At 44.2% G+C, this 12,100-nt stretch carries 9 protein-coding genes; 5 read left to right on the forward strand and 4 right to left on the reverse strand.

Translation table 11 applies throughout. The features are described 5' to 3' along the window. Positions 1 to 73: 73 nt before the first annotated feature. Entirely contained in the window at positions 74 to 3,460 is a 3,387-nt protein-coding gene (locus tag ACFSRY_RS16640; protein WP_377510362.1) for a methylmalonyl-CoA mutase family protein, read from the reverse strand. Between the two features lie 213 nt (positions 3,461 to 3,673). On the opposite strand from ACFSRY_RS16640, the gene ACFSRY_RS16645 reads away from it, so the two are divergent. The 4 genes from ACFSRY_RS16645 (at position 3,674) to ACFSRY_RS16660 (ending at position 7,862) form a co-directional block, all read left to right on the forward strand. Next, positions 3,674 to 4,396, forward strand: coding sequence for a LuxR C-terminal-related transcriptional regulator (locus ACFSRY_RS16645; RefSeq protein WP_377510366.1), 723 nt, complete (start codon positions 3,674 to 3,676; stop codon positions 4,394 to 4,396). A gap of 107 nt (positions 4,397 to 4,503) precedes the next feature. Beyond that, positions 4,504 to 6,288, forward strand: a complete 1,785-nt coding sequence (gene lepA / locus ACFSRY_RS16650; protein ID WP_377510369.1) for a translation elongation factor 4 — start codon at positions 4,504 to 4,506, stop codon at positions 6,286 to 6,288. Positions 6,289 to 6,439: 151 nt separating this feature from the next. Further along, positions 6,440 to 6,952, forward strand: coding sequence for a class IV adenylate cyclase (locus ACFSRY_RS16655; RefSeq protein WP_377510372.1), 513 nt, complete (start codon positions 6,440 to 6,442; stop codon positions 6,950 to 6,952). A 28-nt stretch (positions 6,953 to 6,980) separates the two neighbouring features. Continuing rightward, complete coding sequence (locus ACFSRY_RS16660; protein ID WP_377510375.1) at positions 6,981 to 7,862, forward strand: bifunctional 5,10-methylenetetrahydrofolate dehydrogenase/5,10-methenyltetrahydrofolate cyclohydrolase; 882 nt, start codon at positions 6,981 to 6,983, stop codon at positions 7,860 to 7,862. A gap of 19 nt (positions 7,863 to 7,881) precedes the next feature. Here ACFSRY_RS16660 and ACFSRY_RS16665 read toward each other — a convergent pair whose 3' ends face one another. Continuing rightward, positions 7,882 to 8,571, reverse strand: coding sequence for a CatA-like O-acetyltransferase (locus ACFSRY_RS16665; RefSeq protein ID WP_377510378.1), 690 nt, complete (start codon positions 8,569 to 8,571; stop codon positions 7,882 to 7,884). Positions 8,572 to 8,690: 119 nt separating this feature from the next. Next, the gene (locus ACFSRY_RS16670) at positions 8,691 to 9,554 is read right to left on the reverse strand and encodes a hypothetical protein (protein WP_377510381.1); all 864 of its coding nucleotides are present in this window, start codon (positions 9,552 to 9,554) and stop codon (positions 8,691 to 8,693) included. Positions 9,555 to 9,804: 250 nt separating this feature from the next. Between ACFSRY_RS16670 and ACFSRY_RS16675 the strand changes: the two genes are divergently transcribed. Beyond that, positions 9,805 to 11,328 carry a GH3 auxin-responsive promoter family protein gene (locus ACFSRY_RS16675; protein WP_377510384.1) on the forward strand — a complete coding sequence of 508 codons (1,524 nt, stop codon included), beginning with the start codon at positions 9,805 to 9,807 and terminating at the stop codon, positions 11,326 to 11,328. Between the two features lie 27 nt (positions 11,329 to 11,355). Here ACFSRY_RS16675 and ACFSRY_RS16680 read toward each other — a convergent pair whose 3' ends face one another. Continuing rightward, the gene (locus ACFSRY_RS16680) at positions 11,356 to 12,081 is read right to left on the reverse strand and encodes an EcsC family protein (RefSeq protein WP_377510387.1); all 726 of its coding nucleotides are present in this window, start codon (positions 12,079 to 12,081) and stop codon (positions 11,356 to 11,358) included. Positions 12,082 to 12,100: the final 19 nt, after the last annotated feature.

Consider the following 12,100-nt stretch of genomic DNA (forward strand, 5'->3'; position numbering starts at 1 on the left):
GGGATGACTTTTATAATAAAGAAGGGGGCCCGGTTATTCGGGCCCCCTTCTTTATTATAAAAACAGATGCAACTTACATGTTTCTGCGGTACTGCCCGCCTACTTCGAAAAGGGCATTCGTAATCTGACCAAGTGAACAGTGTTTTACTGTTTCCATTAGTTCACTGAAAATGTTGCCATTTTGGATGGCTACCTGCTGCAACTGCTTTAGGAGTTCTGATGCTCTGTCTGAATTTCGCTCCTGTAGGGCATGCACCATTTTAATTTGGTACTGCTTCTCTTCTTCCGTAGCACGTATTACCTCTGTCGGGATAACGGTTGGAGAGCCTTTAGATGACAAGAAAGTATTTACTCCTATGATAGGGTATTCACCAGTATGCTTCAGGGTCTCATAATACAAGCTTTCTTCCTGTATTTTACCACGCTGGTACATCGTTTCCATAGCACCCAACACTCCGCCACGTTCTGTGATCCTGTCAAACTCAGTCAATACAGCCTCTTCCACTAAGTCTGTCAGTTCTTCGATAATGAAGGCGCCCTGAAGTGGATTCTCATTTTTCGCCAGTCCTAGTTCACGGTTAATGATCAACTGAATGGCCATCGCACGACGAACAGAAGCCTCTGTAGGAGTCGTAATGGCTTCATCGTAAGCATTAGTGTGCAGCGAATTACAGTTATCATAAATCGCATAAAGTGCCTGCAGCGTTGTACGGATGTCGTTGAAGTCGATTTCCTGCGCATGCAGCGAACGGCCAGAGGTTTGAATATGGTACTTCAGCATTTGCGAACGGGAATCCGCCCCATACTTATGCTTCATCGCCTTCGCCCAGATTCTGCGTGCCACACGGCCGATTACTGCATACTCCGGATCAATACCATTGGAGAAGAAGAAGCTTAGGTTTGGAGCAAATTTGTTTATATCCATCTCGCGGCTCACATAGTACTCAACAAACGTAAAGCCGTTGGCCAATGTAAAGGCAAGCTGGGAAATAGGGTTAGCACCTGCCTCAGCAATATGATATCCTGAAATAGATACTGAATAGAAATTGCGAACATTATTATTGATAAAGTACTGCTGCACGTCACCCATCAAGCGAAGGGAAAACTCTGTAGAGAAGATACAGGTGTTCTGTGCCTGGTCCTCTTTCAGAATATCTGCCTGTACTGTACCACGAACTGCCGCTAATGTACGCTCCTTAATCGGCTCATAAACTTCTGCCGGCAACACCTCATCACCGGTTACGCCCAATAGCATCAAGCCTAGTCCATCATTACCTTCCGGTAACGGACCCTGGTAACTCGGACGCTCAGCGCCTTTTTCTTTATAGATAGCCTCAATCTTCTTCTCAATTTCTTCCTCCAGGCCATGCTCCTTAATGTACAGTTCACACTGCTGATCTATTGCGGCGTTCATGAAGAAGCCAGTCAGGATAGCTGCCGGACCGTTGATGGTCATGGATACAGAAGTTTTAGGATCTGCCAGGTTAAAGCCGGAATACAGCTTTTTAGCATCATCCAAACAGCAGATGCTTACGCCGGAGTTACCAATTTTACCATAGATATCTGGTCTGAAATCCGGGTCTTCACCATAAAGCGTAACTGAGTCAAAGGCTGTTGACAGACGTTTGGCTGGCATACCTAAGCTTACGTAGTGGAAACGACGGTTTGTACGCTCTGGTCCACCTTCACCGGCAAACATACGGGTCGGGTCTTCACCCTCCCGCTTGAACGGGAATACGCCCGCTGTGTAAGGGAACTCTCCTGGCACGTTTTCCTGCAGGTTCCACTTTAACAAGTCACCCCAGGCCTCATAGCGGGGAGTAGCTACTTTTGGTATTTGTAAATGAGAAAGCGACTCCGTATGCGTTTTGATCTTGATCTCTTTGTCACGCACTTTAAAGATATAAAACTCATTTTTATAAGCCTGTACTTTCTCCTTCCAGTTCTCCAGTATCTTTTTGTTCTGGCCGTCCAGGCTCAACTCTACTTCAGCATAGGCCTGCTCCAGTTGCTTCACCAGGCGGTCTTTATCTTCAACCTCTATGCTTTGCACAGCCTCTATAGACTTTTTGATACCGAAGAGCTTCTGTGCTACCTCTGCCTGGTCCTTACTCCACTTGTCATAGCTACGTATAGTTTCTGATATCTCGGAAAGGTAGCGCGTGCGGCTGGGAGGGATGATGAAAACCTTCTCCGACATTTCTTTGGATGTCTGAAGGTTAGAATTAAATTCTACACCGGTTTTTTCCGTTACCTTAGCCATAATAGCCCGGTACAACTGGTTCATACCAGGATCATTGAACTGAGAGGCGATAGTCCCGAAAACCGGAATATCCTCATCGTTCACGTCCCATAGCTGGTGATTACGCTTGTACTGCTTTTTTACATCACGAAGGGCATCTAAGGCACCGCGCTTATCAAACTTGTTCAGCGCGATGACATCAGCAAAGTCCAGCATATCAATCTTTTCCAGCTGCGTTGCGGCACCGTATTCCGGTGTCATCACATATAAGCTCGTGTCTGAGTGCTCAATGATTTCTGTGTCTGACTGACCAATACCGGAAGTTTCCAGAATGATCAGGTCGAAGTTTGCTGCTTTTACAATATCCACAGCATCCTGCACATACTTACTCAGGGCCAGATTGCTTTGGCGTGTTGCCAGGGAGCGCATGTACACTCTCTCATTAGAGATAGAGTTCATCCTGATTCTGTCGCCAAGTAAGGCTCCACCAGTCTTACGCTTAGAAGGGTCAACCGAAATAATGGCTATCTTCTTTTTTGGGAAGTCCATCAGGAAACGGCGCACCAGTTCATCTACAAGAGATGATTTACCTGCACCTCCCGTACCAGTGATACCTAAAACCGGAGTTTTTACTTCTTTTGCCTGCTCTTTCACCTCCTGCAGAATAGCCTTTGCTTCTTCAGGGAAATTCTCTGCAGCTGAGATCAATCTGGCAATTGACTTCGGATCTTTTTCCTGCAGGTGCTTTACCTCGCCATTAAGATTCTTACCTGTAGGGAAGTCACATTTCTCCAGCATATCGTTTATCATACCCTGCAGACCCATGGCACGGCCATCATCAGGAGAGTAAATGCGTGCAATTCCGTACTCGTGCAGTTCTTCTATTTCGGTAGGAAGTATAACACCGCCACCACCGCCAAAGATGCGGATGTGGCCGCTTCCCCGCTCGTTCAGCAGGTCATACATATACTTGAAATATTCAATATGACCACCCTGATAAGAAGTGATGGCAATAGACTGGGCGTCTTCCTGGATCGCACAGTCAACTATTTCCTGCACCGAACGATTATGCCCCAAGTGAATTACCTCTGCACCTGATGCCTGAATAATTCGACGCATGATATTGATCGCTGCATCATGACCGTCAAATAATGACGCTGCCGTAACAATACGGATATGATTGACTGGCTTGTATGGTTCTACAGTAGTTGCTTGCATGTATACTTAACAAGGTTATTTCAAAATTGATGCGAATATAGTCATTTTTGATGAGGATTTACAGCCAGGGAACTGTATCAGCTGGACGTTAGGTTAAAGATCTGCCCGAATTCAATTACCCTGAAAACTAGATTAACTTCAGGTTTTTCATTTTAAATATATAATATTATATTTAGTGAATGTAGTGGTGATGAGGTAGCCTATAACTTTTAGATGACTCAAAGTATACCGGATAAAGAAACAACTATGTCTGCTGAGGAGAGAATAAGCGAATTAGAGAAAGAATTGTCAGAATTACAGCAGAAGTGTACTTTCCTTGAAAGGGTTGTGAACGAAGTACCAGCCAGTATCTATATTTCTGATCTGGAAGCAGGGGTAATCTGGTGCAATAGAACTAATGAAGAAACCTTAGGTTATACACTGGAGGAGATCAAAGAATTAGGCGGAATAGAGTACATGTATAGAATTGTACACCCTGATGATCATACTGTGCCTGATAATAGTATCGATCATTACCAGAACTTCAATGGAACGGAATATGGTGGCGTTTTCAGGGCCAAGCACAAGGAGCAGAAAGAATATAAATGGTTCATAGGCTGGGCCAGACCTTTTCAAAAGAATGGAGAGGGTAAAGTAAAAGAAATTCTTTGTGTGGATGTGGATATGAGTCCTCAGATGAATACAGGTGAGCAGCTGGTGCAGGCTTTAAGAGATAACCTGAAAGAGAAGAACAAGCTTCTTGTAAAGAGCCTTCGTAAAAGAGAAGTAGAGGTTCTTTCCCTGATATGCAGAGGAATGAGTACAAAGGGAATTGCTGAAAAGCTTTTTATCAGCGCTAATACCGTAAGCACTCACCGGAAGAACATACAGCAAAAGCTTGGCACCACCAATGTAGCAGACCTCGTTTCCCTGGCTAAAGAAGCCGGGTTAGGATAAAATGATCAAAGCAAATAGCTCATACAAACTTATCCCTTCATAAATCTTAGGTTGAAAGCAGCAACAAAGCCACATTCTTCTTAACTTTGTTCTTCGTATAGATATTTATGAAGAACATTCGAAATTTCTGCATCATCGCCCACATCGACCATGGTAAGAGTACCCTGGCTGACCGCCTGCTGGAGTTTACTTCTACAGTCGCTGAGCGTGAGATGCAAAATCAGCTGCTAGATAACATGGACCTGGAGCGTGAGCGTGGTATTACAATAAAGAGCCATGCTATCCAGATGAACTACCATTATAAGGGAGAGGATTACGTCCTTAACCTGATTGACACGCCAGGCCACGTAGACTTTTCTTACGAAGTTTCCCGTTCTATTGCGGCCTGTGAAGGAGCACTGCTTATCGTGGATGCATCCCAGGGCATAGAAGCTCAGACAATTTCAAATCTTTATCTGGCTATTGGCAATGATCTGGAGATTATTCCGGTTCTGAATAAAATTGACCTTCCGCACGCGATGCCGGAGGAGGTTTCTGACCAGATCATTGAGCTCATTGGCTGCGACAAAGATGATATCATCCATGCTTCGGGTAAGGCTGGTATCGGTATAGAGGATATCCTTAACGCTATATGTGACAGGATTCCTGCTCCAAAGGGAGATCCTGAAGCACCTTTGCAAGCCTTGATTTTTGACTCAGTTTTCAACTCTTACCGAGGTATCGAAGTTTACTTTCGTATTTTCAACGGTACACTTAAGAAAGGTGAAAAAGTTAAGTTCATCAATACCGGGAAGACCTATGAGGCTGACGAAATAGGTGTGCTTAAACTGAACCAGGAGCCTCGAACTGAAATGGGGGCCGGTAACGTAGGGTATCTGATTTCAGGTATCAAGAACGCGAAAGAGGTAAAAGTAGGGGATACTATTACGCACGTAGATCGCCCGGCGAAGGGTATTCAGGGATTTGAGGATGTGAAACCGATGGTATTTGCCGGTATTTACCCGGTAGAGACCAGCGAGTATGAAGAACTGCGTGCCTCTATGGAGAAGCTGCAGCTGAATGATGCCTCCCTTGTGTGGGAGCCTGAAACGTCTGCTGCACTGGGCTTCGGTTTCCGTTGCGGATTCCTGGGAATGCTGCACATGGAAATCGTGCAGGAACGTCTGGAGCGTGAGTTTGACATGACGGTGATCACCACTGTGCCGTCCGTGCAGTTCCATGTACATACTACAAAGGGGCAATTACTAAAAGTGAGCGCGCCGTCTGAAATGCCGGAGCCGAATTATATTGACCACGTAGAGGAGCCGTTCATTAAAGCACAGATCATTTCTAAGTCTGAATTTGTTGGCCCGATCATTACGCTTTGTATGGATAAGCGCGGTATTCTGAAGAACCAGACTTACCTGACCAGTGATAGGGTAGAGTTGTCCTTTGAGATGCCGCTTGCTGAGATTGTATTTGACTTCTTCGATAAACTGAAGACTATTTCGCGTGGTTATGCTTCCCTTGATTACGAGCTGATTGGTTTCAAGCAGTCGAACATGGTGAAGCTGGATGTGATGCTGAATGGAGAACCTGTGGATGCACTATCTGCGATCGTACACCGCGACAAGGCTTACGATTGGGGCAAGCGCCTGTGCGAAAAGCTGCGTGAGTTGCTACCTCGCCAGATGTTTGAGATTGCCATTCAGGCGGCCATTGGCCAGAAGATCATCGCCCGCGAAACAGTAAAGGCCATGCGTAAAAACGTACTGGCCAAATGCTATGGCGGTGATATTTCCCGTAAGCGTAAACTGTTGGAGAAACAGAAAAAAGGAAAGAAACGCATGCGCCAGGTAGGTAACGTGGAAATTCCGCAAGAAGCCTTCTTAGCCGTGCTTAAACTCGACTAAAATATAACAAGCCCCGACGTGCCTCTGCGCGCCGGGGCTTGTTGCTTATACACTTTTGACAAAGGGGGCTTTGACTAAGGACTAAAAACTTAACTATTAATAATTAGCCCATTGCCTTTTGTCATATAGTCAAATTAAAAGAACAGTAACCTTGTACGCTGATATTACCATAAAGGCACGTTGCGAGAATCCCGAAGACGCTGAAAGTATACTACTGGGCCTGAATGCTGTATTTCAGGGGCAGGATGTACAGACTGACACCTACTACGAGACTGACAATGGCAAATTGAAGCACCGTCAGGGGAATATTGAAAACGTGCTGATCCATTATAGAAGGACTTATCTGGGGGAGGCACAGAAAACTGAAGTATTCCTTTACCTGAAAAACCCAAGTGCCGGCACTGTGGCAGAAATTTGCCATGGCAAAGGTGTTCTGGGGCAGGTAAAGAAAATTCGTAAGATATTTTTCATTGATAACGTAAAGTTTCACCTCGACCAGATTGAAGGACTGGGGAGCTTTATCGAAATAGAAGCCATTGATTTAGAAGGCTCTGTGGGACTAGAAGTGCTGCAGCAGCAGTGCGACTACTACAAAGACCTGCTTCAGATCAGTGACGAAGATTTAGTTACCAGTGCTTATACTGACTTAATTCATCATTCCTAATACATTATTTATCATTATACAAGAGAATATGACCCTGCTCGACGGTAAAAAAACATCCGAAGCCATTCAACAAGAAATCGCCCAAGAAGTAGAAGCTATCAAGTCCAAAGGTGGTAAAGTGCCTCATTTGGCTGCTGTGCTGGTTGGCAATGATGGCGGATCTGTTACTTATGTAAATAATAAGGTTATGGCCTGTGAGCGTATTGGATTTGGTTCTACTCTCATTCGGTATGAGGATTCTATTACTGAAGAGGAGCTGCTCAATAAAATAAAGGAATTGAATGAGGATGAGCTTGTGGATGGGTTTATTGTGCAGCTACCTTTGCCAAAGCATATTAATACGGAGAAAGTACTGGAAGCAATTGATCCTAAAAAGGATGTAGATGGTTTTCATCCAACAAACGTGGGTAGAATGGTAGCCGGACTAACGGCTTATCTGCCGGCCACTCCGGCAGGTATCTTGCAGTTACTGGAGCGTTACGAAATTGAGACAGACGGAAAGCATTGCGTGGTCGTAGGGCGAAGCAATATTGTAGGCTCACCTATGAGTATTCTGATGGCGAAAGCAGCATATCCCGGTAATGCTACCGTTACATTATGCCATCGCAACACCAAAGACTTAGGCTACCATACCCGCCAGGCAGATATCATTATTACCGCCGTGGGTAGGCCAGGTCTGATTACACCTGACATGGTAAAAGATGGAGCTGTAGTAATTGATGTTGGTACAACCCGTGTGCCTGATGATAACCGCAAGTCGGGCTATCGCTTGCGCGGAGATGTTGATTTTGATGCTGTAGCCCCTAAATGCAGTTATATAACGCCTGTGCCAGGCGGTGTTGGACCACTAACAATAGCTATGTTGATGCAGAACACATTGAAAGCAGCCAAGAAAGAAGTTTATGGATAGGTGAAGCAAAAGCCCGCTACTAATCAGAAGCGGGCTTTTGCTTCACCTTAATGTCTTCAGTTGCACCTGAGTTTATGTACTGCTCCATCTGCTGCAAAAAGAGGTGGATATGGTAGCCATCGGCCAAGGCATGGTGCACCCTTACACTCATAGGCAATAATATCTTCCCATCCCTTTTTTCCAGCCTTCCAAAAGCCAGCTTAGGTATGGCATCATCTGCATCATCTAAATGCGCATGCTCCATGCCATTGAATTTGAACCAGGGCAGAGTGGTAGCATGTACTAAATCAGGACCATTATACCCATAAAATAACCTGTTGCTCTTTTTTACTTCCTCTATGATCTCAGATGAGTTTTGGCAAAAGTCGCTAAGCTCGTCATAAAAGGGGAGGTGTACGAAAGATACCGTCTTGTTATCCTTAAGAACAGTAGTTGAGATATCCACGGCGTCATACTTTACTACATGATCTCCTTCTAACCTTAACAAAAAGTTGTCTGTGGCTCTTACGCCTTTAGTAGCTGCGTGTAAGTAAGAGAGAAATACAGAAACCTTATTTTGTTTGCAGTATTGGTAGAGGGTAGTAATTTCTACTTCGGTATGAACATTAAAAAAAGGTTGTGAAAAACTTCTGAAAAAATGAAAATGCTCCTCTCGTTCCCATCCCTTGATTGCAAACCTCTTCTTATTGTAACGTGTGCTGTTAGTCATTCAGGGTATTATCTTAATCTTGCCTGACCAAAGTTACAGCATACATGTTAACCTGTAAAATGTAATTGATTTATATAAGCAGATGGTTCGTTGTTGAAGCTCCACATAGCTACCACGTTTTACTTTCTTCTGTAAAAGTAAAGGCTAGCCTGTGATGAGGAATTCTGTTCGCTCAATGTGTAAAAACCGCTGTTGGAGTTTGTGAAAGCGACTGCTTCTCCCTGTGGCTCAACCTGGTAGGTAAGTATTTTCCCTTCCTTCTGCAGTGCATTTAGTAAAGGCTGATCATCTGGTCGGGTATAGTAGAAAATATTAGTATAAGTTTTAAGCAGAATCTCTTTCCCATTAGCAGACAAAGCTGCCCCTACAACTCCATTGTATGGTAAATTACCTACATAAATAGCTTTATTTAAGGAAGTATAACTGAAGGGCACAGGTAATTTATAAATCCTGGATGGGTTATCTCTTTTTGTAAGGATGAAAATTTCTTTTGTGATAGGGTCTACTATGAAAGCCTCTGCATCATGTGAGCCATCAGGATACATAAACTCTATTTTTCTTATGTCGGTGACGGTATCGACATCCAGGCTCGGCTCCTGAAACTGATATATGGTATAGGTTTTATGGGTTTGCTTATTATCTCCAATGTCAGCTATGAACAAATCTTTACCGGCTGCCTGCAATTCTTCCCAATCACGATTCACAACCCCTTTCAAAAACATTTTCCTCTTTATTTGTCCGTTATACCCTAAAAGGATCAGCTGAGTAGGGCTGCCGCCATCCTCCTGTACCCATAAATGTTCAGCGCAGGTCTTACTATCTGCAAGTCCTGATGTACCAGAAATAGTTGGTTCTATAGGCCATGAAAGGGGAGTGGGTTCAAACAGGTATGGTTGTTCTGTTGCAGGAGCCTCTTTTTTGCAGGCATACATACTACATAGTAGGAGAAATAGTAAGTTAGAAGCAGCTAATGGTTTTTTCATAGTATATGAAAGATTTGTATTTTGTTGGCTCCTATTTTAATAACCTGCTGCTCCTTTAGGTATTTATCCGTGTGTGTACCTGTCTGCTATGCTGAAAGTTGCATGTAACTATCTTTTTATCAAGGAGTAGTGCTTGGTATGTGCTGCCATCATTCAAGCTGGGATAGGTAAAAAACTAAGCCTCCTGAATTTGCTTACCTTTAACTTTAAGCTTATCCTTCTTTAGCAGCTTCCGTATGCTGTAAAAAATATGGAGCTACTAAACTTACTTATAACTCAGTTCACCAAATCCAGGGTAGAACAGATTGAACACTTTATGAACCACCCGCATGAAGTGCAACAGGAAACACTTTCTAATCTTCTTATTCAGGCAAAGAATACCGAATGGGGTAGAAAGTATGGATACAGCAGCATAAAAAATGCTGAGGAGTACCGGCAGCGTGTTCCTTTATCTGCTTATGATGATTTGTCGCCCTACATAAAGCGGATGATGAATGGTGAGCAGAACCTGCTCTGGCACTCTGATATCCAATGGTATGCTAAGTCCTCAGGTACTACCAGCGATCGGAGTAAATTTCTTCCTGTATCTGAGGAGGCATTAGAAGACTGTCACTTCAGGGGAGGGAAGGATCTTATCACACTGTATTTAGACCGGAACCCTGACAGCAGAATCTTCTTAGGTAAAACAGTGTCGGTGGGAGGAACGCTCCAAACCTATGAAGGGAATGACGATATCTATACTGGTGCCATTTCGGCAATTATAACAAAGAACCTGCCCATCTGGGCCGAGTATGCACGTACGCCCTCCACGAGCATAGCTTTTTTGCCTTGGGAAGAGAAACTAGATGCAATGGCCAAGTCCATCGCAGAGCAGAATGTTACCAACATCATGGGGCTCCCCACCTGGACAAAAGTAGTACTTGAACGCGTGCTGGAGATTACAGGCAAAAAGAACATACTGGAGGTTTGGCCTAACTTAGAGTTTTTTGCGCACGGAGGCGTTGCTTTCGGACCTTATAGAGAGCTTTTTAATCAGTTTATCCCTTCAGATTCAGTAAATTATATTGATATCTACAATGCCTCAGAAGGGTTCTTCGGATTACAGGATGGTGATTGCGAAGAAGATGAGATGTTGCTCATGCTGGACTATGGCGTTTACTATGAGTTCCTACCGATGGAGGAATCTGGGGAAGAGAGTACAGCAGCTGTAGGTTTAGAGGGTATGGAAGTAGGGAAGAACTACGCTCTTCTGATCAGTACCAATGCTGGTCTGTGGCGCTATAAGATAGGTGATACGATTCGCTTTACATCCACTGTCCCTTACCGCTTTAAGATATCAGGACGCGTCAAACATTTCATGAATGCCTTTGGCGAAGAGTTGATGGTGGAAAATGCGGAGCAGGCTATGGCAAGGGCATCCGAAGCGACCGGCGCTTTGATACATGAATTTACAGCAGCACCGGTTTTCATGCAAAATGGTGAAAAAGGACGTCATGAATGGCTGGTGGAGTTTACTACGGCTCCTGATAATGAAGAGAAATTTAAAGAAGCGCTTGATGAAGCATTACGAAGCGTTAACTCAGACTATGATTCACGACGGCACAAGGACCTGGCGCTTTTGCCTCCTGTAGTTCATATTTTACCCAAAGGAACATTCTACAACTGGCTTAAAAGCAAAGGTAAATTAGGTGGACAAAACAAAGTGCCGAGGCTGTCTAACTCTCGTGAATATGTTGAGGACATACTTGCCGCAGTAAATACGACAACCTATTGATTCTGAAGGCTTAAATCAAGCTTAATTTCATGACTCCTCTTTTAACCGCATGCGGTAAGCATTCATTGCCGTGGTGCCCAGTTTTTTTATGAGTTGGTAGTTTACCACTGCCCCGATAGGTGCACCTACAAGGGGAATCATCTGTGCCATTTTGGCAAGATCGATGTAATCGCGGTACTCTTGCTGAAATGTTCGCCAGTCAAACTGGTTAATGTCTTCAGGTAGTTCATGTACTGCTTTATCCCAATCAGCTATTTGCAAGTATACTTGCCGTCTGTGTTCCTGGCTGCTAAAGGCAAGCTGGAAAATATGCAGCAGGTATACACGTTCTTTGTAGTCGGCTGCATCATATCCATAGAGTGCTGCAATTTCAAAAAGTAGTTTTAGTTTCAGGCTTAACAACAGGGGGAAGTCTGCAAATCCCAATAAAATTCCGCCAGCGCCGGTAACTCCTCCTTCTGCTGCGGCAGCATGCTGGTAAAATTTTATACGTTCCAGCGCCATAGATTCTCTTGCCTGTAGTGGGAGGTTTGTATAAGGTGGTTTGGTGAGTTTGCCTGCGCCAAATAGCATGGCCCTTATCATCTGCTTGATGGCAGTGGTTATGGCAGCATGTACTTTTTCCGGAATATAGCTATTCAGCTTATACTGAACTTTCCTTGCCATTGAGTTGAAAAGCGAAGGCGATTTCAGCATTTTATGCTGCCAACTTCTTAATTCAGTAAAAGCATAAGCGTTGTAGGTTTCTGACATAGTCTCTTAACGTGATGCA

It is taken from the genome of Pontibacter locisalis (genome assembly GCF_042684605.1).
Taxonomy (GTDB): Bacteria; Bacteroidota; Bacteroidia; order Cytophagales; family Hymenobacteraceae; genus Pontibacter; species Pontibacter locisalis.

Excerpts from the sequence above, each read along its gene's own strand:
- ACFSRY_RS16640 (WP_377510362.1), bottom strand. The coding sequence starts at position 3,460 with ATGCAAGCAACTACTGTAGAACCATACAAGCCAGTCAATCATATCCGT.
- ACFSRY_RS16645 (WP_377510366.1), top strand. The coding sequence starts at position 3,674 with ATGACTCAAAGTATACCGGATAAAGAAACAACTATGTCTGCTGAGGAG.
- lepA (WP_377510369.1), top strand. The coding sequence starts at position 4,504 with ATGAAGAACATTCGAAATTTCTGCATCATCGCCCACATCGACCATGGT.
- ACFSRY_RS16660 (WP_377510375.1), top strand. The coding sequence starts at position 6,981 with ATGACCCTGCTCGACGGTAAAAAAACATCCGAAGCCATTCAACAAGAA.
- ACFSRY_RS16665 (WP_377510378.1), bottom strand. The coding sequence starts at position 8,571 with ATGACTAACAGCACACGTTACAATAAGAAGAGGTTTGCAATCAAGGGA.
- ACFSRY_RS16670 (WP_377510381.1), bottom strand. The coding sequence starts at position 9,554 with ATGAAAAAACCATTAGCTGCTTCTAACTTACTATTTCTCCTACTATGT.
- ACFSRY_RS16675 (WP_377510384.1), top strand. The coding sequence starts at position 9,805 with ATGGAGCTACTAAACTTACTTATAACTCAGTTCACCAAATCCAGGGTA.
- ACFSRY_RS16680 (WP_377510387.1), bottom strand. The coding sequence starts at position 12,081 with ATGTCAGAAACCTACAACGCTTATGCTTTTACTGAATTAAGAAGTTGG.